We start from the raw sequence: 23,941 nt of genomic DNA on the forward strand, positions 1-23,941 counted from the left end.
CGTCGAAGCCAAGCCTGCCCGCGCCGTCACGATGCCACGACGGACGCGTAGTAATGCGTCGTCTCGAACTGCAGCTCGACTCGCGACCCGGCGATCCAGTCGGTGGCGTGGTGCGTCTGGCCGCGGCAGCGTTCGATGAGGTCGGTGCGCTCGTTGGGAATCGCCAGGTGGTCGGTCGGCCAGTCGTTGCGGATCCGCAGCAGGCTGTAGCCGAGGCCGAGCAGATGCTCGATCACCGCCTTCGAGCTGGAGCCGTGCCGCCGCAGGTGCTCCTCCTCGATCTCGACGAACAGGACCGGACGGTCCCGGGCGAGGAGGTCGCGCATGCCGGCGAGCGCCACGGCCTCCGCGCCCTGGATGTCCATCTTGACGAGCGCGATCGGCGGCAGGGGCAGGTCGTCGATCCGGACCGTGAAGGCAAGGTCGCCGCCATGGCCGGATCCGACCCGGCCGATGCCGGTATGCCCGATGTTGAGGGCGCCGCCCGCCGTCAGGGTCGCCTCGAGCGGCTCCATCTCGATCGTGTCGCCGGAGCGGTCGGTGACCGCCATCTTGTAGGTGCGGACATGGTGGCAGCGGTTGGCCAGGACGTTCCGCTGCAGCAGCGAGAAGCAGAGGTCGAGCGGCTCGAAGGCGTGGACCGAGCCGCGCGGCACGAGGCCGGCGAGGCGGACGGTGTGGTAGCCGAGATTGGCGCCGAGATCGACGACGTTCGAGGTCTCGTCGAGGACGAGGCGGGCGAAGTCGATCAGGTGCGGCTCCCACTCGCCGGTCTGCGCGATGGTGCGGCCGATGAAGTCCTGCTCCACCACCACGAAGGTGCCGTGCCGCGCCTCGACCGTGCGCAGGCTCGGGACGAAGCGGGGGCTTGGTGCCGGCGCCGCGAGCCCGTCGACGAGGGCCTGCCAGGCGGGCACCCGCACCCGCCAGTCGTAGGCCTGCCGGCACTGCGCCTGCTGCGCCGCCGCCCGCTCGGGGACGCCCTGCCAGGGATCGGCCAGCTCCTCGGTGAGCAGGGCCGCGAAGGTGCGGGCGTGCTCGGCCGGGTCGGCGACGAAGGGATAGAGGCGCGCGAAGCCCGCGGTGGTCTCCGGCAGCGCCCCGAGGCTCGGGCAGATCACCCGGCAGCCCGCCGCCATCGCCTCGATGACCGCGAGGCACGAGGTCTCCGCGAAGGTGTTCGGATAGGCCAGGATGTCGATGTCGGCGAGCGCGGCGCGCAGCTCGGCATTGGGCAGGAGCCCGTGGTAGTGCACGTTCGGCAGCGCCGCGGCGCGGGCATAGAGCGCGGCGTAGGGCGCGTCGTCGGCGCCCGGGCCGTAGAGCTTGTGCGACGACCAGACGTGCAGCTCGGCCCCCTCGGGTGCGGCCTGCGCCCAGGCCTCGAGCAGCACCGACAGGCCGCGATAGGGCGTGCTGGTATAGGCGACCTTGAGCGGGCGGCGACGATCAGGCGCGCGGTCGCGGTCCGGCACCTCGGTGGCGTTGCGCAGCACCAGGCAGCGTTCGGCCGGCAGGGCGTAGGCGGCGAGGAACTGGGCCCGCTGCCACTCGGAGACGAAGACGAAGCGCGCCACGCGGCCCACCTTGGCGGGATCGCGCAGCCAGGCCACGGCGGGCTGGTCGGGGGCGTGGTGGATCCAGACCACGAGCGGGCGCCCGTCGATCCGGCCCTCGTCGTAGCCGTTGAGGCAGAGCTGGATGCGCTGGAGCGCCGGCCCGAGGCGCCGGGACAGGCCCTCGTGCATCAGCTCGGTGCCGCCCTGCGGCCGCGCCGGTACCCAGGGCTGGTGACGGGTCAGGCCGGACCAGAAGCCCGGCAGCTCGCTCGGGGCGATGCCCGGCCGCGTCGTCGACAGGAAGCCGCCCCGGGCCTCCAAGGGGATCGGCAGCTTCTCGAGGGCGAAGCGGGCATTGGCGGCGTAGCGCTTGCGCTCGCCCTCCGGCGCGGTCGGGCAGGCCAGCAGGTCGAGGCAGGCGGCGAGGCATTGCCGGTAATGGCCGGCCCAGTAGGCGTTGACCGCGTACTCGTCCCGCAGGCCGTACTCGTAGACCCAGGGCTCGACGAACAGCCCGCCCTCCGGCTTCACCAGGGCCAGGGCGGCCTCGGCGAAGCGGAAGCCCTCCTCGTACCGCTCGGCGAGGCGGCAGGCATAGGCGGCGTGATGGGGCGCCTCGGCCCGGCGCGGGCAGAGCGCGATGGCCCGGCGGAAGGCCGCCAGGGCGTCGTCGAGCGGGCGCCCGAGGGTGCCCATCAGCCGGGCCGCGGCGACGAGGGCGACGTAGGCCTCTTCGTGCCAGTATCCGAGATCCGCCCGCTGCAGGTAGGCGGCGACCGCCTGCTCGTAGGCGCCGCAATCGCGGTAGCTCTGGGCGAGGTAGAAGGTGTAGCGGGAAACGAAGAACGGGTCCGTCTCCGTCGCCAGCGCCGCCTCCAGGACCGCGGCGTCGCGCCGGTAGGTCTCGCCGTCGCGGCGGCGGGCGCCGTCGTGGTTGCGCCGCATGGCTAGGTCGAGGAGGGCGCGGTCCGTCCCGTCCGGGCATTCGACGAATTCGTGCAGCACCCCGCGGTAGCGCCACGGCAGGGTGTTCCGCACCAGCTGGATCCGCCGGTAGACGAGCCCGACATCCGCGATGACGACCTCGTAGGCATCGGCCGTGAGGTCGGGCAGGACGTAGCCCGGCGGTACGATCATCTCGTCGTCGGCATCGATGACCAGCGTGTAGGTGCCGTGCGGGCGCGCCAGCGCCAGCGCCTCGGAGCGGTTGTGGGCGAAATCGACCCAGGGGCGCTCGACCAGCTCGCCCGGAAGGTCGGCCAGGATCTCCCGCACAAGGTCCTGGGTCCCGTCGGTGGAGCCGGTATCGACGACGATCCAGCGGTCGATGAGCGGGCGCACCGAATCCAGGCATCGGCGGATCACCGGGGCCTCGTTCTTGACGATCATCGCGAGGCAGAGGGTCTGGCCGGACGGAGTCATGCGCGGTCCTGGTGCGCGGGCCGTGCCGCGAAGCGAGGGAGGGGCGGGCGCCGGCGGGGACGATCCGGACCAGCGGTGCTTCGGGCAGCGGTGCTTCGGGAATGAGGCCGGGGTGGGGTCGGCGCGCGGGCCGTTGCCTCTCCCAGCGGGGCTGGCGTGTGCTCACAAATCCGGTGCGAGCGCTTTTCTCCCACCGGAGGTCGCGCGCCCCTCTCCTCCGCCGGACGGGAGGGTCCGGCGCCCCGATCGTCCCCGCAACGCCCCTGCGTTCCGTGAAACGTCCCTGACGACGAAACCCGCGGCGCGCCTGTCGGGGCGCCGCGGGCCGGTCTGGTCACGATAGTCGGGCCGGCCCGGAGGCCGGCCGCGTCTCACGCCCGCCGCAGGAGGCGCGCGAGGAACGAGGGCCCGGCATCGGCCGTGCGCTCGGTGCCGGACCGGGCGTCCTGCGCGGCGAGCCGCGCCCGGACCCGGTCGACGATCGGGCCGTGGAGGACGACCGGCGCGCAGGCCAGCTCTAGGTTCAGCGCCGAGGCGACGAGGTCCGGATGCAGGGCGACCGGGCCGTCGTGGTTCTCGAAGGTGCCGCGGTTGCCGCAATCGAGGTAGCTCTCGGCGGGCATCCCGTCGGCGACCAGCACGTCGTGCACCGGCAGCTCGACGTGGTGGTAGATCACCTCCGCCCGGTCGAGCTGCGCCACCGAGGTGCCGTTGACCAGGCTGCCGGCCGGGATCAGCACGTCGTCGACGAAGAGCGCGTGGCCGGGCGACACGACGAGGTCGCGGTGCGGCAGGCCGGGCCCGAAGGCGTGCGCCGCGATCCGCACCGGCCGGGCCCGCTCGGGCCGCGGGTGACGGGTGAGGTCGAGGTGACGGTGACCGACCCAAGCGACCGGGACCGTCTCCCCGGAGGCGGTGACGACGACGTCGCCGGGCCGCAGGGCCTCCACCGGGCGCTCGCCCTCCGGCGTCAGGATCATCGTGCCGCGTGCGAAGCAGATGACCGGGCCGGTCGCACCGGTGGCTCCCTCCGGACCGGTCGCGCCCGTCGGACCGGTGGCCCCCGTCGCGCCGCCGGCACCCGTCGGACCGGTCGCGCCCGTGGTACCCGCGGATCCGGTCGGACCGGTGGCCCCCGTGACGCCCTGGGCGCCGGTGGCACCCTGGACACCGGTCGCGCCCTGCGAACCGGTGACGCCCTGGGCTCCCGTCGCGCCTTGCGAGCCGGTGACGCCCTGTGCTCCCGTCGCACCTTGAGAGCCAGTTGCGCCCTGGGCACCGGTGGCACCCTGGACGCCGGTCGCGCCCTGGACGCCGGTCGCGCCCTGCGAACCGGTGGCACCCTGTGCTCCCGTCGCGCCTTGCGAGCCGGTCACGCCCTGGGCACCAGTGGCACCCTGTGCTCCCGTCGCGCCTTGCGAACCGGTGGCACCCTGGACACCGGTCGCGCCCTGCGAACCGGTGACGCCCTGGGCTCCCGTCGCGCCTTGCGAGCCGGTCACGCCCTGGGCACCGGTGGCACCCTGGACGCCGGTCGCGCCCTGCGAACCGGTGACACCCTGGGCCCCCGTCGTGCCTTGCGAGCCGGTCTCACCCTGCACGCCCTGATCGCCGGTCGCGCCTCGCGAACCGGTGACACCCTGGGGACCGGTGGCACCTTGCGAGCCGGTCGCGCCCTGCACTCCCGTCGCGCCTTGGGCGCCGGTGGTGCCCTGCGCACCGGTCGTCCCCTGGGCACCGGTGGTACCCTGCGCACCCGTGGCACCCTGGACGCCGGTCGCACCCTGGGCCCCCGTCACGCCTTGCGTTCCGGTCGCGCCCTGAGAGCCGGTCGCACCCTGCACGCCGGTCGCGCCTTGGGCGCCGGTGGTGCCCTGCGCACCGGTCGTCCCCTGGGCTCCAGTTGTACCCTGCGCACCCGTTGCGCCCTGGACGCCTGTCGCGCCCTGCGCACCCGTCGTGCCCTGGGCACCGGTGGTACCCTGCGCGCCCGTCGCACCCTGGGAGCCGGTGGCACCCTGCGCGCCGGTGGTGCCCTGTGCGCCCGTCGTGCCCTGGGCACCAGTGGTGCCTTGCGCGCCCGTTGCGCCCTGTGCGCCGGTGGCGCCCTGCGCACCCGTCGCACCCTGGGCGCCGGTACTACCCTGCGCACCCGTCGTGCCCTGGGCGCCCGTAGCGCCCTGGACCCCCGTGGCGCCCTGCGCGCCGGTGGTGCCCTGTGCGCCCGTCGTGCCCTGGGCACCGGTGGTGCCCTGCGCGCCGGTGGTGCCCTGCGCGCCCGTCGCGCCCTGCGCGCCGGTGGTGCCCTGCGCACCCGTCGCACCCTGCGCGCCGGTGGTGCCCTGCGCACCCGTCGCACCCTGCGCGCCGGTGACGCCCTGCGCGCCCGTCGCACCTTGCGCGCCGGTGGTGCCCTGCGCACCCGTCGTGCCCTGGGCGCCGGTGGCGCCCTGCGCACCCGTCGTGCCCTGAGCACCCGTGGCACCCTGCGGGCCGGTCGCACCATCAACGGTTGCGGCGGCTGAATTGAGGGTCAGGGTGGCGTCCGTTGTTGACGACGAAGTACTTCCTCCGCCAACGGTGTCTGTTACAGAAAATACTCTACCGTTTCCATCTAGCGTGTAAGCGGTAAAACTTCCCGGAGCACTCGTAGGATCGCCGTTGTAAATATATTGGTAAAAATAGTTAACGGTACTATTGCTAGTAGGCAGCATCCCAGGCGAACCCGCAATAATTCCCTGCGTTCCAACATCTCCAATGTAATTTCCACTACCATCGTAGATACTTATTGTTGATCCTGCACTACCGCTGTCTCGATATGTTCCGAATATATTAAATAATGTTTGAGGCATTGCCGCGTCCAACCGTTTTCGTGTGAAGCGGGCCCCTCATCCGAGTGCCCGGCTTCATCCCTTCGCACTTACGACAAAATGCCTGCCGAGCACCAAAACGGAAAGATAGAAGATGTGTCTTCAGTCGATTCCATCAGAAATTTCAACCTCAGTGGTATTTTTCTCACTCGGAAAATTTTGATTATCGTCGGCTCGTAATAAAATGATCAATCGGAATATTGTTTCGATAAATATCATATCATAATTTTTTTGACCATAAAATCGCAAGCTCAATCCAAAAAGTAAAAGAATCTTTTATCAATTATATTTGATGAAACTGTCGAAGACTGTTGGCCATGTGGATCGACACTAACGCGCTTACCCCTGGCATCTCGTAAAGCACAGGCCGTCCTAGACTGAGCAACCAACGCTGCGGTGCCGGTCTGACGATGCCTGCCGGCCCCGAGCCCTTGCCCTGATCACCGGCCCCGAGCCCCTCCCCCGATCGGACGACGAGGGTAATGTCACAGCGGACCGGCGGGCCCGAGCACGACAATTCAACGAAACCTCCTGGGATCTGAAAAATATTTTTTTCTTGCGACGCTTGCGGGCAATCGTCGGGAAGTCGTAACCGTTTAGTCGCTCGACGAATCGGCGATTCATGACCGGTTCGGCAACCTGCTACGATTTCGTCTGCGCAATCAAAGGGGAGAACGATCAGTCATGGAAGTTTTCATCGGCACGATCCTGTCGTTCGGTTTCAACTTTTCGCCGCCAGACTGGCAGATGTGCGCCGGACAGCAGATGCCGCTCAACCAGTATCAGGCTCTGTACGCGCTGATCGGCACATATTACGGCGGCAATGGTACCACGTACTTCAACTTGCCGGATCTGCGTGGCCGCACCCCGATCGGCATCGGCAATGCGCCCTTCACCCCGCCCCAGACCTTCAACATTGGCCAAGCGACCGGCGCCCCAACGCAGGCGCTCGGCCTCGCCAACCTGCCGCCCCACAACCACGCGGCGACCTTCACCCCCACCACGGGGCCGCAAAACGTCACTATTCCGGGGACGACCGGCGACCTGGGCGTCACCGTCACGGTGAATGCTACGTCCAACACTGCCGTGGCCTCCGGCCCTTCGGTGGGTCTCAACTCCATGCTGTCCAGCACGGGGGTAAGTTCGCAGAAGGTGTACGGCACCACGGCGACTACCAACCTGGTCCCACTCAGTGGCGTCTCGGCGGGGGTGACGGGCAACCCGTCGATCCCGCAGCAGACCGTGTCCGTGCAGACGGTCACCGGCGGCACGGTGCAGACCGCGCTCGCCGGCAGCGGCACGCCGGTCAGTGTGTACCAGCCCTCCCTCGCCGTGAACTTCATGATCGCGGTGAACGGCCTCTTCCCCAGCCGTCAGTGACCCTCTCGCTCGGCACCCTCTCGGCCGCGCTGTTCTCCCCCCTGGTGGGAGAGGAGTGCCGGCTAGGCAGCCCGGACCACACGGCGGTGGCTGTGACCCTGGCGCAGTGCAGGGAATATCCCCGATCGACCATACCGGGCAGCGCACGCACGGCGTTCAGCCTGATCTTCACCTGCCCTGAGGACACGGTCGGCGGCTTCACGGGGGGCCCCTGCGTGCTGACCCACCCGACCCTGGCGGAGATCGAGCCGTTCCACGTCGAGAGGATCCTGGCGGTGGGCTACCCAGCCGGCACCGTCGCCCTCCAGGCGCTCTTCAACTGAGTTCCGGCGCCCCCGCATCCCGCATGCGGGGGCGCCTTTCGCATATCCCCTACCTGACAGGAGCCCAGCCCCATGGCCTCGCCCGCCGGTTCCCTCCGACTCTTCGGCGGCCTCGCCCTGTGCCCGATCCGCCCGTCCGACCAGGGCTTTCTGCTGCAACTCTTCATCGAATCGCGGCCATGGCTGTCCCTGGTCGATCTCGACCGCGACGCCCTTCAGGCGCTCTACGAGCAGCAATACCGGGTGCTGCGCGCCGGGCTGGAGAGCGTGTATCCCGAGCACCTGGACTTCATCGTCGAGCGCACCGGCCAGGCGGTCGGGCGCCTCGTCGTCGATCTCGGCTATGCCGACTGGCGCATCACCGAACTGGCGATCGTCCAGGCTGCCCGCGGCAAGGGCATCGGCACCGACCTGGTGCGCAGCCTGCAGGCGGCGGCCGAGAGCGTGCGCCTGCCGATCACCCTCTCGACCCCGATGGCCGGCGCCACCGACGGGCGCTCCCTCTACGAGCGCCTGGGCTTCCAGGTCACCGCCGTGCGCCCGCCGCTCTACGAGATGGCGTGGCTTCCGGCCTGCCTGCGGGCGCCGCAGCCGGCCGGCCTCGCCGCCGGCTGAAGCCGCGGGGCGTCCGGAACGGCGCGCTACGGGAACATCGCGTCGACGGCGTCCTGCGATACCGCCGCGGCGCCGGGCAGGGCCGGGCCGTTGAGGAGGGAGTCCTCCTCGCCGCGGGTGTCGGGCTTGGGCCGGGCGGGCGAGGGCGTGGCGCCGGACCACAGGCGCAGCATCTCGCCGACCCGCTCCTCGACGTCGACGATGGTGCGCACCACCTTGGAGATCCGCTGGCCGGTCAGGTCCTGGAAGTTGCAGGCCTCGAACACGGTCTGCATCTCGGCCTGGATCGCGCGGGCATCCTCCCTCGTCGCCTCGTCCTGCGCCCGCTTGGCGATGCCGCGGGCGAGGGCATCCACGGTCTCCGAGACGGTCAGGATGGTGTGGGTGGCCTGCTCGGTGCCCTGGACGACGGCGTGCAGTTCGTCGCGGGCGCGGCCGCTCTCCTGCTGCTCGCGCAGGTCGGCGATCTCCTGGCGCGTGCGGGCGATGGTCTCGGAGATCGACATCAGGTGACGCTGCAGCAGCGCCGTCGTGTCTTCGAGGGATCCCGGGCTCACCGTACCAGTCATCATGATCGCAGGCCGTTGCAAGACATCACGCTGCGAAAGACCGTAGCCCGTCCGACTTAATCAATTCCGAACGTCGCCGTACCGTCATCCGGGCGCCGCGCCGCCGGCCAATACTGTCGTGCGGCGGCCCCGGGCGGGCGGCCGGAACGGCGAAGGCCGGACCCCGCCCGCGGGCAGGATCCGGCCTTCGGCCGCGATCGATCGGTCCTGGCGGGGAGCGACCCGGTCAGGCGGCGCGGACGCTGGCGAGGAAGCCATCGACCTCCCGGCGCAGGCGGGCGCATTGCTCGGCGAGGTCGTCGGAGCCCTGCGACACCTCGGAGGCGGCGCGGCCGGCCGCGGCGGCGGCACCGGCGACCTCGTTGATGTCGGTCGTCATCGCGGCGGTGCCCTCGGTCGCCTCGGCCATCTGGCGCACGATCTCGTGGGTCATCGCGCCCTGCTCCTCGATCGCCGAGGCGATGCCGGTGGTGACCTGGCTCATCGCCTCGATCTGCGCGGTCACCCCGGCGATGGCGCCGCCCGCCCCCTCGCTGGTGGCCTGGATCGCCGCGACGTGACGGCCGATCTCCTCGGTCGCCTTGGCGGTCTGGCCGGCCAGTTCCTTGACCTCGGCGGCCACCACCGCGAAGCCGCGGCCGGCCGCGCCCGCCCGCGCCGCCTCGATGGTGGCGTTGAGCGCGAGCAGGTTGGTCTGGGAGGCGATCTGCGAGACGAGGCCGACCACGTCGCCGATGCGGGTGGCGGCAGCCGACAGCTCCGCCATCGTGCCGCCGGCACCGCGGGCCTGGGCCACCGCCTCGGCCGACATCCCGGCGGCCTGGACCACCTGCCGGCTGATCTCCGCCACGGTGGCGCCGAGTTCCTCGGCCGCCGCCGCGACGGCGCCGATGTTGCCGCTGGTCTGCCGGGCGACCGCCGCCACGGTGACCGAGCGCGACGAGGTCCCCTCGACCGCCTGATGCATGGCGCCGGAGGCGCCGATCAGCCCCTCGGCCGCGCCCGACACCCGGCCGACGATGCCGCCGACCGAGGCCTCGAACCGGTCGGCGAGGTCGCGCAGCAGGCTGCGCCGGGCCTGTTCCTCGCGCAGGCGCGCGGCCTCGGTGGTCTGGAGCTGCTGGGCGGCGTCCTCGAGCGACATGTCGCGGATCATCACAACGGCCCGGGCGATGTCGCCGATCTCGTCGCGGCGCTTGAAGCCCGGCACCGCGTCGAGGACCTGGCGGGCGGCGAGCGCCTTGAGCGCCGTGGTCAGGGCGCCGAGGGGCCGCACGATCGCCCGCGACATCAGGAGGCCGAGGAGCGCCGTGCCGGCGAGCACCGCGAGCCCGATCAAAACGAGGAGGCGAGAGAGCTCGCCCACCGCCTGGAGCGCCTCCGCCTCGGACTGCTCCGCGACCAGGGTGTAGGGCACGCCGAGCACCGGCACGACGGCGCTCACCGCCCGGTGGCGGCCGTCGGCGCTGTCGTAGCCGAAGGGCTTGTCCGCCGCCAGCTGGTCCGGCGCGATGCCGAGCTCGCTCAGGGGCGCGCCGGCCTTGACGGCGGGGTCGAGGGGCGGGTTGGCGCGCAGCTTGCCGTCGGCGCCGACCGCCAGGGTCTGGCCGGTCTCGCCGAGGCCGGCGCGATGGGTCAGGGTCTGGTCGAACAGGGCCGGGGTGATCCGCATCACCACGTAGCCGGCGCGCTCCACCGCCTGGGCGGTGCCCATCGCGACGTTGGCGCGCCGGTTCATCGGCTTGCCGATGAAGGCGGCCTGCCCGCCGACCGGGTAGGCGGCGAAGTCGGCGAAGCTCACGGCGTTGGGGCCACCCGCCTTCATCCGCTCGAACAGCTTGGCGAGGCTGGTGTCGCGCAGGGCCGGGTCGGAGAGCGAGGCGGAGAAGTCGTCGCCCTTGGTCGCCGTGTAGACGATGCGCCCGTTGGTATCGAGGAACATCAGGTCGGCGTAGCCGGCCGGGCCGACGAGCTTGCGGGCGACCTCCTGCACCTTGACGTGCCGGCGGCCGTACATGGTGTTGGTGGTGGTGCCGTCGAAGGCCAGCCGCGCCTCGATCCCCTGCGGCGCCCGGAACGCCGCCAGGATGCCGGCATAGTCGGGCTTGCCCGGATCGAGGGTCTCGATCAGGTCGGTGAAGTTCGAGGCCACCTGCGGGTGGTTGGCGGCGGCGACGAACTCGGCCTGGGCCCGGTCGGCGACGAGCGCCATGCCGTGGCCGGTCGCGGTCGCTGCGAGCCGCAGGCGGTCCTCGACGGCCGAGACGAGGCTGCTCCTGGCCGTGTACCAGCTCAGCCCCCCCATCACGGACGAGCTGACGAGGGCCAGGCCGACGATGGTGGCGGGCAGCCGGACGGCGAGCTTCGACAGGGTCAGCATGTAGGGTAATCCAGCTCGCGATGCGCTGCTTGCCGTTGAAGGCATGGGGATTCAAGGCAGAACCCCCGTTGTCCTGAGAGCATCATAAGCGAGGAAATTTTTCGTAAAGCGCAGCCCTCTGCGGCCCTCGGCCAAGGCGATAACAGTTACGACCGGACCTTTGGCCTAGTCCGGACTGGCGCCAGCCCGGTGGATTGGATCGCTTCCGCTACTGCCGTGTAGTTTCCGCGGCAGGTCTCATGCCGATGACCATCGGGCAATCGCCATGCCCGGAGCCGGCCTCCGGGCGCAGCGCCGATACTGGACTGCAGGCCGCCCTCAGGCGTAGTCGCCCGGCGCGATGTCGGCGCTGCGCAGGAAGATCTGGAGCGCGGGCTGCATCGCGCGGTGCAGCCGTGCGAGGTCGTCGCGGGGGCCGCCGAGCGCCCGGACCATCGCGTCGTCCAGCGTTCCCGGGCCGTAGGGAGCGTCGGCATCGACCGCCGGAACGCCGCGTGCCTCGTCCCACCCCAGGGCGAGGTGGCGGATCAGGGCGATGTGCTCGGGGCCGACCTCGAACACGATCTGCTCGGGCGAGGTGCCGGCGCTCTCGTCGCGAAACACGTCGGAGACGTGCGTCAGGTCGAGCTTGGTCAGCGGGTTGTGGTAGCCGTAGCGGCCGGGCTTCAGCTCGGCGTGGCGCAGGAAGGCGACGAGCGCCGCGCCCACCGCCCGGTGCTCCTCCGCCGCGCCCTCGTCGTCGCCGGTGACGTTGGCGATGTCGCCGTCGCGGTCGAGGCTGCCGTAGGGGGCGTCCGGGTGGATCGCCGGGGCGCCCTGCCCCGCCGGGTCCCAGGCCACGACCAGGCGCCGGATCAGGGCAATGCGCTCAAGCGTGATCTCGGTGGTGGGGGTGGTCATCGCTGGGTCTCCGTGCCGGGCCTCTGTAGAGCATCGGGATCGGCAGCGGGAGTCACGGATCAGATCCCGAGATAGACCCGGCGCACCTCCGGATCGTCGCGCAGGGTCGCGGCGGGGCCCGAGAGCATCAGCCGGCCGGTCTGGAGCACGTAGGCCCGGTCGGCGATGCCGAGGGATTCCGCGAGGCGCTGCTCGACCAGCAGGATCGTGGTGCCCGACGCCCGGATCGCCTCGATGGCGGAGAAGATCTCGTCGACGAGCTTGGGCATGATGCCCTGCGAGGGCTCGTCGAGCATCAAGAGGCGCGGCCTCGTCATCAGGGCGCGGCCGATGGCGAGCATCTGCTGCTCGCCGCCCGAGAGCGTGCCGGCGCGCTGCGGCAGGCGCTCCTTGAGGCGGGGAAACAGCGAGAACACCCGCTCCAGCGGCGCCTCACGGTCGGCCGCCTTGCGGTGGAGGTAGCTGCCGAGGCGCAGGTTGTCGGCGACCGAGAGGCGGGGAAACAGCCGCTTGTTCTCCGGCACGTAGGCGATGCCCCTGGCCGTGATGGCGTGGCCGGGCAGCCCGTCGATGCGGGCGCCGTCGAAGACGACCTCGCCGGCTTTCGGCCGCTCCATCCCGGCGATGGACTTGAGCAGCGTCGACTTGCCGGCGCCGTTGGCGCCCGCAACGACGACGATCTCGCCGCTCGCGACCTCGATCGAGACGCCCTGGATGGCGAGCAAGCCCTGATAGGCGGTGGAGAGCCCGCGGACCTCAAGCAGCACGGTGGCGCTCCCCCAGATAGGCGGTGATCACGCCCTCGTGGCGCACCACCTCGGTCGGGTGCCCTTCCGCGAGAACCCGGCCGAGATGCAGGACGACGGCGCGGTCGACGAGCGGCATCACCACCTCCATCACGTGCTCGACCATGATGACGGTGACGCCGCTCGCCGCCACCTTGCGGATCAGCTCGACCCCGGCCTTGGCCTCGCTCGGGGTGAGGCCCGTCAGCACCTCGTCGAGGAGGAGGAGCCTCGGCTCGGTCGCGAGCGCGCGCGCCACTTCCAGGCGGCGCTTCTCCGGCGGGGTCAGCTCGCCGGCCACGGCCTCGGCGCGGTGGGCGAGCCCGGCGAAATCGAGGGTCTCGAGCGCCCGGCGCCGGGCCGCTGCGGCGCCGGCGTGGCGGGCAAAGCCCCCGACGATCACGTTCTCAAGCACGTTCATCGAATCGAACGAGCGCGGCACCTGGAAGGTGCGGGCGATGCCGCGCCGGCAGCGCTCGGGGGCGGAGAGCGGGGTGATGTCCTCGCCCCGGAAAAAGATCCGTCCCTCGCTCGGCTGGTAGGTGCCGGAGATCAGGTTGAACAGCGTCGACTTGCCGGCCCCGTTCGGCCCGAGCAGGCCGAGGATCTGGCCCTCCGGCACGTCGAGGCTGACATCGGCGTTGGCGACGAGGCCGCCGAAGCGGAGCGTGACGTGGTCGATGCGCAGCAAAGGTTCGCTCACGGCGCGGCCTCCTCGTTGCGGGCCCGGCGGCTGCGGGCAAACAGGCTGAGCACGCCTTCCGGCCGGGCGAGCGCCACCACCATGACGAGGACGCCGTACAGCATCAGGTCGAGGCCGTTGCCGCTGCCGCCGAGATACGAGCGGCTGATCTCGGTGAGCGGGATCAGGATCGCCGCGCCGACGAGCGGCCCCCACAGGGTGCCGATGCCGCCGAGCACCGCCGGCAAGGCGAAGAGCAGCGAGAAGCGGAAGCTCATCACGCTCTCGGGGTCGATGTAGGAGACGTAGGCCGCGTAGAAGCCGCCGCCGATCGCGGTGAAGAAGGCCGAGACCGCGGCCGCCGCCATCTTGGACCGGAACACCTCGACGCCGAGGCTCTCGGCGGCCTGGGCATCGTCCTTGACGGCGCGCCACCAGTAGCCCCAGCGCGAGCCCTCGATCAGCCAGGTGACGAACCAGACGACCGCCAGGAAGCCGACCGCGAAGTGGACGTACGGGACCTTGTCGCGGGCGAACTGGAGCGTCCACCACGAATCGGGGTTGAACGGCCACTGAATGCCCATCGCGCCGCCGACGAAGTCCCAGTTGTGGACGAGCAGCAGCCCGATCTCCGCGATCACGATGGTGGCGATCGAGAAGTAGTGGCCGGCCAGGCGAAAGCACGGATAGCCGAGGACCAGCGCCACCGCGGCCGAGAGAAGCCCGCCCGCCAGCATGCCGAACCACGGCAGCACGCCGTAATTCACGAACAGGACCGAGGTCGCGTAGGCGCCGAAGCCGAAATAGAGCGCGTGGCCGAGCGACACCTGCCCGCAATAGCCGCCCAGGATGTTCCAGCTCTGCGAGAGCGCGGCATACATCAGGGTCAGGATCAGGACGTTCTGCAGGTAGACGTCGGTGATGCCGTAGGGCAGCGCGGTGAGGCCCGCGAAGACCAGGGCGGCGACGACGAGCTTGCGCCGGCGCCTGGCGGCGTGGCTCGCTTCGGCCCGCGCGAGGCCGGAACCCGGGGCCAGGGTGGTGGTCGCGGCGGTCATCAGAGCCTCCCGAACAGGCCTTGCGGCCGCACGAACACCACGGCGAGGTAGAGGGCGTAGACCCCGATCGATTTCAGCGCCGGCGGCAGGATCACCGCCGTAAACGCCTCGACGAGGCCGACGATGATCCCGGCGACTAGCGCCCCGGCGACGCTGCCGAAGCCGCCGAGCGCCACCGTGACGTAGGCGATCAGCGCGAAGCTCGCCCCGACCTGGGGGTGGATGTAGTAGAAGATCGCCAGCACCGCGCCGGCGAGGCCGACGAGTGCGGCGCCCAAGCCCCAGCCGAGGGCGAAGACCCGGTTGCGGTCGATGCCGACGAGCGCCACCGCGCCCTGATCCTCGCGCGTCGCCTCCAGCGCGCGGCCGAAATCGGTGCGGCTCATCAGGAGGTGCAGGCCCCCGAAGGCGGCGAGCGAGACCACGGCGCCGAACAGCTGCGGCCAGGGCAGGAAGATCCCGCCGAGTTCGAGGGTGCGCCCGCCGAGCCAGGTGTTCTGGACGTTGCGGTAATCGGGCGTGAACAGGTACTGGGCGGCGCCCTGGAGCAGGATCGCGAGGCCGAAGGTGGCGAAGATCTGCACCATGCCCTGGTTGGCCTTGGCCCGCATGGCGAAGCGGACCACGCCCAGATAGGCGGCGGCGCCGAGCACGAAGAGCAGGGCGGCGACCAGCGGCATCAGCACCACCGGATCGAGCCGGGTGACGAGCACCAGCCCGAAGGTCGCGTACATGGCGAGCATCAGGAACTCGCCATGGGCGAAGTTCACCACGTCCATCAGGCCGAAGATCAGCGAGAGGCCGACCGCGATCAGGGCGTAGATCAAGCCCATCAGGAGGCCGCTCGCCAGCACCTGCACAAGGGCTTGCGTGGTCATGGGGGTGGGGGGCTCCGGTGGGGGCGTGTGGTTCGCGGGCGCCTTCGCATCAAAAGGGAGCGCCTCCCCTCCCCCCTGTGGGAGGGGTAAGGGGGGTGGGGGTGGTGCCGGAGAAATCTCGCGCTCGATCCTGCACCACTCCCACCCCTGACCCCTCCCCACAGGGGGGGAGGGGAAAGTGCTTCATGCGTTCATCGGCCACTTGGCCGGCGCCACCGCGGCCGATTCCGGGAAGACGGTGATGAACTTGTCGCCGATCCACTGCAGCAGGACCGGATCGGCGTGGACGTTCTGGCCGTCGGGGCCGAAGGCCACCTTGGTCCAGGGCATCACCGTGCGGTTGCCCGGGATGTCGGTGGCGGCGAGCGCGGCACGGATCTTCTGGCCGTCGGTCGAGCCGGCGCGGTCGAGAGCGTCGGCGAGCACGATCATCGCCATGAACTGGCGCGAGGAGTTGTCGTTGAGGTCGCGGCCGGCGCGGGCCTTGTACATGGCGTTGACGGTCGCGACCATCGGGCGCTTGGCGGCGAGGTCGAGGGAGAAGCTGCCCCGCGAGATCAGGCCCTGGAGCTTGTCCCCGACCGCGTCGTAGGTGACCTTCTCGGAGAAGCCGGCCGCTTGCGCGATGATGCTCTTCGGCTTGTAGCCGAGCTCGGCCATCGTCTTCGTCAAGAGGATCGCGTCGGTGGTGTAGCTCGTCGGCAGGAGCACGTCGGCGTTGGCGGTCTTGAGCTGCTGTACCTCGGCGGTCAGCGAGGGCGAGTTGCTCTTGTACTTCACGTCGGCGACGAGCTTGTAGCCGCGCTCGGCCGCCAGCTTGCGCTGCACCGTCGAGGAATCGACGCCGTAGATGGTGTCCTCGAAGAACAGGGCGACCGAGTCGATCGTCTGGCCCCGCTTGCGCTGGGCGTCCAGGAAATCGAACATCGCGGTCGAGAACATCTCGTCGTGGGCGGCCGGACGGAAGAAGTACTTCAGGCCCTTGCGATGCAGGCTCGGCGACGAGGAATCGGCGCAGACGAAGGGCACGCCGTAGCGCTCGGCGGTGGCGCTGACGGTGGCCGAGACCGCCGACTGGTAGCAGCCGACGAGCGCCGCCACCTTGTCCTGGGTGATCAGGCGCTCGGCCTCGGCGCGGCCCTTCTGCGGATCGGCCTGATGGTCGGCGAAGACGAGGCGGATCTTGGCGCCGCCCATGCCGGCGAGCCCCACGCCCTTGGCGCCCGGCAGGTCGAGGTCGTGGTCGTTGTTGATCAGGTCGAGCGCGGTCTCGATGGCGTGGCGGGCGTCCACCCCGACCTGCGCGCTCGCCCCCGACATGGCGTAGAGCACGCCGACCACCACCTCCGGCGCCGCGGCGCGGGCGGGCGCACCGCGGAGCGAGGCGAGGGAGAGGGCGCCGGCGCCCACCAAGAGTTCTCGACGACGGATCATGCGCTGGCCTCCAGGGGTCGGGGAGTTCTTCTAAGCCTCATTCCGCTGCTTTTGAAAAGCCGACGCCGGCACCGTCGACGGCCCGAACGCGGGAATAACGCGAACAAGAGGCTAAGACGAAGTGATAGGGGACATCTGTTAGAGTACCGCATATTCGCTGTTGCGCCGGTCGGTGATCAGCATGCAGCCCGGGGCGTGGGTGATGGCGAAGGCCGGGCGCACCGCGGCGATGACCGATTGCGGGGTCACGCCGCAGGCCCAGAAGACCGGGATCTCGTCGGCACCGATGGTGACCGGATCGCCGTAATCGGGGGCGGCGATGTCCGCGATGCCGATCAGGTCCGGCCGGCCGAGATGGACCGGCGCGCCGTGCACGGCGGGGAAGCGCGAGGTGATCTGCACCGCCCGGATGGCTTGGGCAGGGGTGAGCGGGCGCATCGACACCACCATCGGCCCGGCGAAGCGGCCGGTCGGGGTGCAGGGGATGCTGGTGCGGTACATCGGTACCCGCACCCCCATCTCGACGTGGCGCAGCGGCAGGCCGTCCTCGGCCATCGCCGCCTCGAACGAGTACGAGCAGCCGATCACGAAGGCGACGAGGTCGTCGCGCCACAGATCGGCGACCTCGTCGCGCTCGGCCACCACCTCGCCGTCGCGCCAGACCCGGTAGCCCGGGATGTCGGTCGCGATGTCGAGGTCGAGGCCGAGCTCGGGGATCCGCCGCTCGCCCGGCGCGGAGACGCCGATGATCGGGCAGGATTTCGGGTTGCGCTGGGCAAACAGCAGGAACTCGGCGGCGAGGTCGGCCGGCAGCACCGCGAGGTTGCCCTGGACGAAGCCGTCGGCGATGCCGGCGGTGCAGCCCGTGATGGCGCCGCTGCGGCAGGCGAGCCGGGCGGCCTCGCCGCTCATCCGCGCCCGGTCGAAGGGAAGGGTCATCGCAGTTCCCCTGCTCGCGGCAGATGTCCTGCCCAAGGATGAAGCATGATCACATCGCAGGCACGTCACGGCCAATCATGATTTCGCATCGGTTTCGATAAGCGGGCCTTATCCGTGTCACTGGCGCCAATCCGGTGCGGCGGCGACCTCGCAGGCGAGCCGCGCGGCCTCCGCCGCGAGGCCGCTGTCGGGCAGGCTGGCATAGGTGGCCGTGAAGGCGATGTCGGGCAGGGCCGGCGCCGGGGCGATCACCCGCAGGGCCCCCTCCTCCAGGTCCCGGCGCACCACCTCGGGCGGGATCACCCCGATGCCGATGCCCTCGCGGGCCATGCGCACGATGGTGGAGAGCGAGGCGTTGCTGTGCAGCCGCGGCGGCGGCAGGTCGGAGCGCGCCAGCATCTCGCGCAAGGACACGTAAGGGTTGGTGTTCTTCGGGTAGGTGATCAGCGGATGCCGCAGGAGGCTCGCCAGGTTGACCTCGCCTGGGCCGAGATCGAGCTGCGGCGCGGCGATCCAGGCCAGGGACACGCTGCAGAGCGGCAGGTTGACGAGGCTCGGCATGGTGATCGGGCCGACCAGGAAGGCAAGGTCGAGGTCGCGGTTCAGCAGCGCATCGCGCATGTTGGGCGAGATGTCGACCGCGATGTCCACCGTGACCCCGGGATGGGTCTCGTTCATGCGGGCGATGAAGCGCATCAGCCAAGTGTGCACGATGGTCTCCGACACCCCGAGGCGCAGGACGCCCCGCATCGTGCCGGGCCCGGCCACGCTCCGCATCATCTCGGTGCGCAGGTGCAGGAAGCGCTCGGCATAGCCGAGGAGGTCGCGCCCCTTGGGCGTGAGCGCGACCGACCGGGCGCGGCGCTCGAACAGCCGCACCCCGAACTCCTCCTCCAGGGCGGCGATGCGCTGGGACACCGCCGGCTGCGAGGTGTTCATCCGTTCCGCCGCCTTGCGGAAGCTGCACAACGAGGCGGCCCAGTAGAAGATCTCCAGGCTTCGCAGGTCCGCCATGCCCCGTCCCGGTTCGCGTTCGCCGGGCATCTTGGAGCAAGGATCGGACCGGGCGCAAATTCCGGCCGGGGCGGGCGGTGTCAGCCCTCCGGGATGAGCGCGGCCACGCGGCGCGCGCCGTCATCGCCCGCCGCGAGCCCGGCCGCAACGCCGGCGCGGTCGGCCGCGCTGCGGTTCTGGCTCATCTTGCGCTTGCCCTCGAGCCGGGCGATCGGCAGCCGCAGGCCGACGATGCCGCGCAGTTGCGCGGCGACGAAGTCGGCCGGCGCATCCGCGACCGCCCAGGGGGCCGGCCGCGCGCCCTCGTGCCGCTCGGTGAGCCGGGTGACGACGGCGAGCAGGCGGTCGGGCTCGTCGAAGAACTCGGCGGTGCCGTAGGCGTGGATCGCGACGTAGTTCCAGGTCGGCACGACCTTCCCGGTCTCGCGCTTCGTCGCGTACCAGGACGGCGTCACGTAGGCGTCGGGCCCGGAGAAGATCGCCAGGGACTCCGCCAGGGCCGGCGCACGCCAATGCGGGTTGGCCCGGGCGAGATGGCCGTAGAGCACGCCCCGCTCGCCCTCCTCCGGCGCGAGGAGGAGCGGCAGCGGCGTGCACAGGAGCCCGTCCGCCGTCGCGGTCACGAGGCTCGCGAGCGGTGCGGCCCGCATCGTTTCGTGGATCGCGGCCTCGTCTGTCTCGCGGAAGGCGGGCGGGACGTACATCGAAGGTCTCCTCCGGCGGCGGGTCGTTTCGGGCGGCGGGTCGTTTCGGGCGACACGGGTCCGGCACTGGTCCTTGCCCCGAAACCGGCCCATGCTGAACGGCCAGTTCGCAGAGAAAACGGTGGGCCAGCTTGATCGACGCGTCACCCCGCACCGCGCCCGGCAGCCGCCGGATCGGCGCCGACCTGAAGGCGCAGATCGTCCGGGGGGTCTATCCGCCGGGATCGGCGGTGCCCTCGAGCCGGGCGCTCGCGGCCGAGCTCGGGGTCTCGCGCACCACCGTGACGGCCGCCTACGACCAGCTCGCCGCCGAGGGCTGGCTCGAGACGAGGCCCGGCGGGCGCACCCGCGTCGCCGCCGGCATCCTGCCCGTGCCGGCGGCGATGCCCGACGCCTCGGCTGCACCGCCGCGGCTCGCCGCCTTCGGGCGGCGCCTCATGGCTGAGCCGCCGCCCGACGCGCGCCCGGGCCCGGCGATCGATTTCCGCTACGGCGACCTCTCGGGGAGCGACTTTCCGGTCCTTGCCTGGCGGCGGGCGCTCAACACGGTCCTGCTGCGCCGGCCGGCCCGGCTCGGCTACGGCGACCCGCGCGGGCTGCCGGAGCTGCGGGCGGCGCTCCAGGGCTACCTCTGGCGCACCCGCGGCCTGCGCTGCGAGCTCGACCAGATCGTCGTGGTCAACGGCTCGCAGCAGGGGATCGACCTCTGCGCCCGGCTCTTCGTCGATCCCGGCGACCGGGTGGCGTTCGAGGATCCGGGCTACGGCACGGCGCGGCGGGCCTTCGCGGCCGCGGGCGCCGCGATCGTGCCGGTCCCGGTCGACGCGGAGGGAATGCGGACCGAGCGCCTCGCCGGGCTCGGGCCCGCACGGCTCGCCTACGTCACGCCCTCGCACCATTTCCCCCTCGGCGGCGTGATGCCGGTCGCCCGCCGGCAGGCCCTGCTCGCCTGGGCGGAGGACTGCGGCGCGATCGTCGTCGAGGACGATTACGACGGCGAGTACCGCTTCGACGGCCGGCCGGTGGAAGCGCTCGCGAACCTCGATCGCACCCGCCGCGTCGTCCATGTCGGGACGGTGTCCAAGACCCTCTCGCCGCAGCTGCGCCTGGGCTACCTCGTGGTGCCGCCGGCCCTCGCGACCGTCGTGGCCGAGGCCAAGCGCCTCGCCGACCGGCAGGCGCCGGGGCTCGAACAGGCCGCCCTGGCGGAGCTGATGGCCTGCGGCGCCTACGAACGCCACCTGCGCCAAGCCCGCCGGCGCAACGCCGCCCGCCGCGCCGCCCTGATGGCCGCCCTCGCCGAAAGCTTCGGTGACGCGGTCCGGGTCGAGGGCGCGGCGGCGGGCCTGCACCTCGTCGCCTGGTTCCCGTACGAGCCGGCCTCGCGGGAGGCCGCCATCGTGGCGACGGCGCGGGCGGCGGGGGTCGGCGTCTACCCGGTCGGCCCGCTCTACCACGATGCGGCGGCGCGGCCCGACCGGGCCGGGCTGGTACTGGGCTTTGCCGGCAGCGAGCCCGCCGCGATCCGGACCGGTATCCGGGGCCTCGCCGCCGCCCTCGCCGGCCACGCGGATCGGCTTAACGGGTGAGCCGGGCGGACCGGATCGCCCCGCAGCGATTCGGCAACGCTTTTCCGTTAGGCCCAGGCGACCCCGTCCCGCGGCCCCTCCCCTGGCCCCGCCGCGCGACGACACCGCGCAGCGTCGATCCAGCCTCGCCGGGGACTTCCGTGCAGCAACCCTCTCCGGAATCGGCCGCTTCCTCGGGCATGGCAGGAGCCGGGCCGACCCGGCGGCGGGAAATCGGGCTCGGTCGCAGGCTCCGGGGCACCGCCCTGCTGCTGGCGGCCGGCCTCCTCGCGCTGACGGCGATCGTCGTCGCCCCCTCGGTCACCGCCTACCGCGACAGCCGGAGCCACCTCGCGCGCATCGCCCGACTGCGGCAGGTGCTGGAGGCTGCCAACCGCCTCTCGGCCGAGCGCGGCCCCTCGAACGTCGTCATGGCGATCGCACCCGGAAGCGACCCGGCGGCCGAGGGCCGGCTCGCGGCGTTCCGGGGGACGAGCGATGCGGCCCTGGCAGTCCTCGAACGGGCCGGCCCGGCCGCCTCGCCGGGGGAAGACGGGTCCGTGCCGGCCCGCGTCGTCGCAACGACCCTGGCCCGGCTGGAGGAGGCGCGCCGGGAGGTCGACCGGGTCGCCGCGCTGCCGGCCGACGGGAGGCGGGCCGGCGACATCGCCGCGGCGATCGCCCGGATGGTGGAGGTGGTCGACGTCTTCCAGGAGGCGGTCGCGTGGGAGATCCGCGCCCTCGGCCGGGCCGACCCGGTCCTGATCGGGCCCGGCCTCGTCGCCCACGTGGTGAGCGACCTGCGCGAATATGGCGGCCGGATCGGCTCGGCGATCATCCCGGCGGTCGCGGTGCAGCAGCCGCTCGGCGTGGCACAGCTCGCCGAGGCGAGGCAGATGCGAGGCCGCATCGTCGAGCTGATGCGGCTCCTGCGCGGCCAGGCGGCGTTCGGGCCGGGTGGGCCGCTGGCGGACCTGCTGCGCGAGGTCGAGACGACCTTCGGCGAGACCGGGCTCGGCCTGATCGACGCGGCGATCGCGGAGGGCCGGGCGGACGGGCGCTACACCCTCTCGGCCGACGAGCTCACCCGCCGCTACGTCCCGACCCTGAAGCCCGTCGAGGCCCTGCGCGACCGCTACCTCGCCGGGATGGTCGCGGGCTTCGCCGCCGAGCGCGACGCCGTGGGGACCCGGCTCGCCGTCGTCGCCTGCGGCACCGTCGCGCTCCTGGCGCTGCTCGTCGCCCTGCTGCAATCGCTGCGCGCCTCGGTGCTGCGCCCGCTGCTGATCGCCCGCGAGACCGTGATGGCGCTGTCGCAGGACGGCGTGCCGGCCCCGCGCCGGCCTCTCGCCGGGCGGGTGACAGAGATCCGGCGGCTGTTCGATGCGCTCGGGGTGCTGGAGGAGCGGATGCGCGAGCGTACCCGCCTGATGGCGAGCCTGCGGCGCCAGGCCGAGACCGACGGCCTGACCGGCCTGAGCAACCGCCGGGGCCTCGCCCTGGCGATGGCGCGCCTCGCCGACGCGCCAGAGGGTTCCGGGGCCGCCGCCCTGATGATCGACCTCGACGGGTTCAAAAAGGTCAACGACAGCCTCGGCCACGAGGCCGGCGACGACCTGATCCGGCAGGCCGGGGCGCGGCTCTCCGCCTGCATCGGCCGGGACGGCCACGTCGCCCGGATGGGCGGCGACGAGTTCGCGGTGCTGATGCCCGGCTGCGGCGAGCCCGGGCCGGCGACGGCCTTGGCCGACACGCTGCTGCACAGCCTCTCCGAGCCGTTCCAGGTCGAGGATCAGGCCATCCATATCGGGGCGAGCGTCGGCATCGCGCTCAGCCCGCTCCACGCTCCCCTCGCCGACGGGCTGCTCGCCTGCGCCGACATGGCGCTCTACGAGGCCAAGCGCGCCGGACGGCACTGCCACCGCCTGTTCACGCCGGCCCTGCGCGACGCCACCCTGTCCTGGAACGCGCGCCAGCAGGAGCTGCCGCGGGCGCTGGCGGCCGGGGAGTTCGTGCTGTTCTACCAGCCGCAGCTGCGCCTCGCCGACCGCCGGGTGGTCGGCGCCGAGGCGCTGATCCGCTGGCGCCATCCCCGCCTCGGCCTCCTGTCCCCGGCGGAGTTCCTGGCTCCCCTCGAGGCGAGCCGGCTCGCCGTGCCGGTCGGCCGCTTCGTGCTGAGGGAGGCCTGCGCCCAGGCCGCCGCGTGGCGCCGGGCCGGAGCGGGCGACCTCCGGATCGGCGTCAACCTGTTCGGGGCGCAGTTCCACTCGGCGAGCCTCGTCGACGAGGTGAAGGCCGCGCTGGCCGATTCCGGCCTGCCGGCCTCGACCCTCGAACTCGAGATCACCGAGACCATCATCCTGCAGCACGACGAGGCCCTGATCGCCCCGCTGCGGGCGCTGCGCGCCCTCGGCGTCGGCCTCGCCTTCGACGATTACGGCACCGGGTACGCGTCGCTGAGCCTGCTCAAGCGCTTCCCGCTCACCCGGCTGAAGATCGACCGCTCGTTCGTGCAGGGCATGGTGGCCTCGTCCCAGGACCGGGCGATCGTGCAGTCGGTGCTGACGCTCGGGCGCAGCTTCGGGCTCGACGTCATCGCGGAGGGCGTCGAGACCGAGACGATGGCGGAGGGATTGCGGGCGGAGGGCTGCGAGGAGGCCCAGGGCTACCTGTTCGGCCGCCCGATGCCCGCCGAGGCGTTCACCGCCCTCGCCTGCCCCGGCGAGCGGCGTACCGCGTGAGCGGGGCCGCGCAGGACGGTCGTCCGGGAGGCGGACCGGCGGTTCGGGACGGGATACCACGATGGAAAAGCCGGCATGCGACCGCGCGGACCGGGTCTCCGTCGACCCGACGGTCGTTCG

General features: G+C 71.6%; 18 protein-coding genes. 5 read left to right on the forward strand and 13 right to left on the reverse strand.

The genetic code is table 11. The features are described 5' to 3' along the window. Window positions 1-26: 26 nt before the first annotated feature. Together V3T34_RS26575 and V3T34_RS26580 are read right to left on the reverse strand one after the other, a co-directional pair. On the reverse strand, window positions 27-2,981 hold the full coding sequence (locus V3T34_RS26575) for an FkbM family methyltransferase (protein ID WP_305079415.1): 2,955 nt from the start codon (window positions 2,979-2,981) through the stop codon (window positions 27-29). A gap of 371 nt (window positions 2,982-3,352) precedes the next feature. After that, complete coding sequence (locus V3T34_RS26580; RefSeq protein WP_331369322.1) at window positions 3,353-4,780, reverse strand: Hint domain-containing protein; 1,428 nt, start codon at window positions 4,778-4,780, stop codon at window positions 3,353-3,355. A 1,755-nt stretch (window positions 4,781-6,535) separates the two neighbouring features. Between V3T34_RS26580 and V3T34_RS26585 the strand changes: the two genes are divergently transcribed. The 3 genes from V3T34_RS26585 (at window position 6,536) to V3T34_RS26595 (ending at window position 8,169) form a co-directional block, all read left to right on the forward strand. Next, window positions 6,536-7,231, forward strand: coding sequence for a phage tail protein (locus V3T34_RS26585; RefSeq protein WP_060849995.1), 696 nt, complete (start codon window positions 6,536-6,538; stop codon window positions 7,229-7,231). Further along, window positions 7,228-7,554 carry a DUF6916 family protein gene (locus tag V3T34_RS26590; protein ID WP_060849994.1) on the forward strand — a complete coding sequence of 109 codons (327 nt, stop codon included), beginning with the start codon at window positions 7,228-7,230 and terminating at the stop codon, window positions 7,552-7,554. Before V3T34_RS26585 ends, V3T34_RS26590 begins: the two co-directional genes overlap by 4 nt. Before the next feature lie 72 nt (window positions 7,555-7,626). Next, on the forward strand, window positions 7,627-8,169 hold the full coding sequence (locus V3T34_RS26595; RefSeq protein WP_305079417.1) for a GNAT family N-acetyltransferase: 543 nt from the start codon (window positions 7,627-7,629) through the stop codon (window positions 8,167-8,169). A 26-nt stretch (window positions 8,170-8,195) separates the two neighbouring features. On the opposite strand, the gene V3T34_RS26600 is transcribed toward V3T34_RS26595, so the two are convergent. The 11 genes from V3T34_RS26600 to V3T34_RS26650 form a co-directional block, all read right to left on the reverse strand. Further along, complete coding sequence (locus tag V3T34_RS26600; protein WP_244533727.1) at window positions 8,196-8,726, reverse strand: protein phosphatase CheZ; 531 nt, start codon at window positions 8,724-8,726, stop codon at window positions 8,196-8,198. 238 nt (window positions 8,727-8,964) lie between these two features. Beyond that, a complete protein-coding gene (locus V3T34_RS26605) occupies window positions 8,965-11,118 on the reverse strand; it encodes a methyl-accepting chemotaxis protein (protein ID WP_305079418.1) in 2,154 nt (717 codons plus the stop codon). 318 nt (window positions 11,119-11,436) lie between these two features. Next, on the reverse strand, window positions 11,437-12,018 hold the full coding sequence (locus V3T34_RS26610; RefSeq protein ID WP_305079419.1) for a hypothetical protein: 582 nt from the start codon (window positions 12,016-12,018) through the stop codon (window positions 11,437-11,439). Between the two features lie 59 nt (window positions 12,019-12,077). Further along, window positions 12,078-12,782 (reverse strand): ABC transporter ATP-binding protein, encoded by a 705-nt coding sequence (locus tag V3T34_RS26615; protein WP_060850849.1) that lies wholly within the window; start codon window positions 12,780-12,782, stop codon window positions 12,078-12,080. Next, window positions 12,775-13,506 (reverse strand): ABC transporter ATP-binding protein, encoded by a 732-nt coding sequence (locus V3T34_RS26620; RefSeq protein ID WP_305079420.1) that lies wholly within the window; start codon window positions 13,504-13,506, stop codon window positions 12,775-12,777. The genes V3T34_RS26615 and V3T34_RS26620 overlap by 8 nt, the downstream gene beginning before the upstream one ends. Further along, on the reverse strand, window positions 13,503-14,543 hold the full coding sequence (locus V3T34_RS26625; RefSeq protein ID WP_060849988.1) for a branched-chain amino acid ABC transporter permease: 1,041 nt from the start codon (window positions 14,541-14,543) through the stop codon (window positions 13,503-13,505). The genes V3T34_RS26620 and V3T34_RS26625 overlap by 4 nt, the downstream gene beginning before the upstream one ends. Then, window positions 14,543-15,421 carry a branched-chain amino acid ABC transporter permease gene (locus tag V3T34_RS26630; protein ID WP_060849987.1) on the reverse strand — a complete coding sequence of 293 codons (879 nt, stop codon included), beginning with the start codon at window positions 15,419-15,421 and terminating at the stop codon, window positions 14,543-14,545. The genes V3T34_RS26625 and V3T34_RS26630 overlap by 1 nt, the downstream gene beginning before the upstream one ends. 183 nt (window positions 15,422-15,604) lie before the next feature. Next, window positions 15,605-16,855 carry an ABC transporter substrate-binding protein gene (locus V3T34_RS26635; RefSeq protein WP_091887789.1) on the reverse strand — a complete coding sequence of 417 codons (1,251 nt, stop codon included), beginning with the start codon at window positions 16,853-16,855 and terminating at the stop codon, window positions 15,605-15,607. A gap of 138 nt (window positions 16,856-16,993) precedes the next feature. Next, window positions 16,994-17,794, reverse strand: a complete 801-nt coding sequence (locus V3T34_RS26640; RefSeq protein ID WP_060849985.1) for a putative hydro-lyase — start codon at window positions 17,792-17,794, stop codon at window positions 16,994-16,996. A 117-nt stretch (window positions 17,795-17,911) separates the two neighbouring features. Continuing rightward, complete coding sequence (locus tag V3T34_RS26645; RefSeq protein ID WP_305079421.1) at window positions 17,912-18,808, reverse strand: LysR family transcriptional regulator; 897 nt, start codon at window positions 18,806-18,808, stop codon at window positions 17,912-17,914. A gap of 80 nt (window positions 18,809-18,888) precedes the next feature. Then, window positions 18,889-19,512, reverse strand: a complete 624-nt coding sequence (locus tag V3T34_RS26650; RefSeq protein WP_091887791.1) for an FMN-binding negative transcriptional regulator — start codon at window positions 19,510-19,512, stop codon at window positions 18,889-18,891. Between the two features lie 131 nt (window positions 19,513-19,643). Between V3T34_RS26650 and pdxR the strand changes: the two genes are divergently transcribed. Both pdxR and V3T34_RS26660 read left to right on the forward strand, forming a co-directional pair. After that, the gene (gene pdxR, locus V3T34_RS26655) at window positions 19,644-21,101 is read left to right on the forward strand and encodes a MocR-like pyridoxine biosynthesis transcription factor PdxR (RefSeq protein ID WP_305079423.1); all 1,458 of its coding nucleotides are present in this window, start codon (window positions 19,644-19,646) and stop codon (window positions 21,099-21,101) included. A gap of 140 nt (window positions 21,102-21,241) precedes the next feature. Further along, window positions 21,242-23,821: a putative bifunctional diguanylate cyclase/phosphodiesterase gene (locus V3T34_RS26660; RefSeq protein ID WP_305079424.1), complete on the forward strand. Its 2,580-nt coding sequence runs from the start codon at window positions 21,242-21,244 to the stop codon at window positions 23,819-23,821. Window positions 23,822-23,941: the final 120 nt, after the last annotated feature.

It is taken from the genome of Methylobacterium ajmalii, from assembly GCF_036448855.1.
Lineage (GTDB): Bacteria > Pseudomonadota > Alphaproteobacteria > Rhizobiales > Beijerinckiaceae > Methylobacterium > Methylobacterium ajmalii.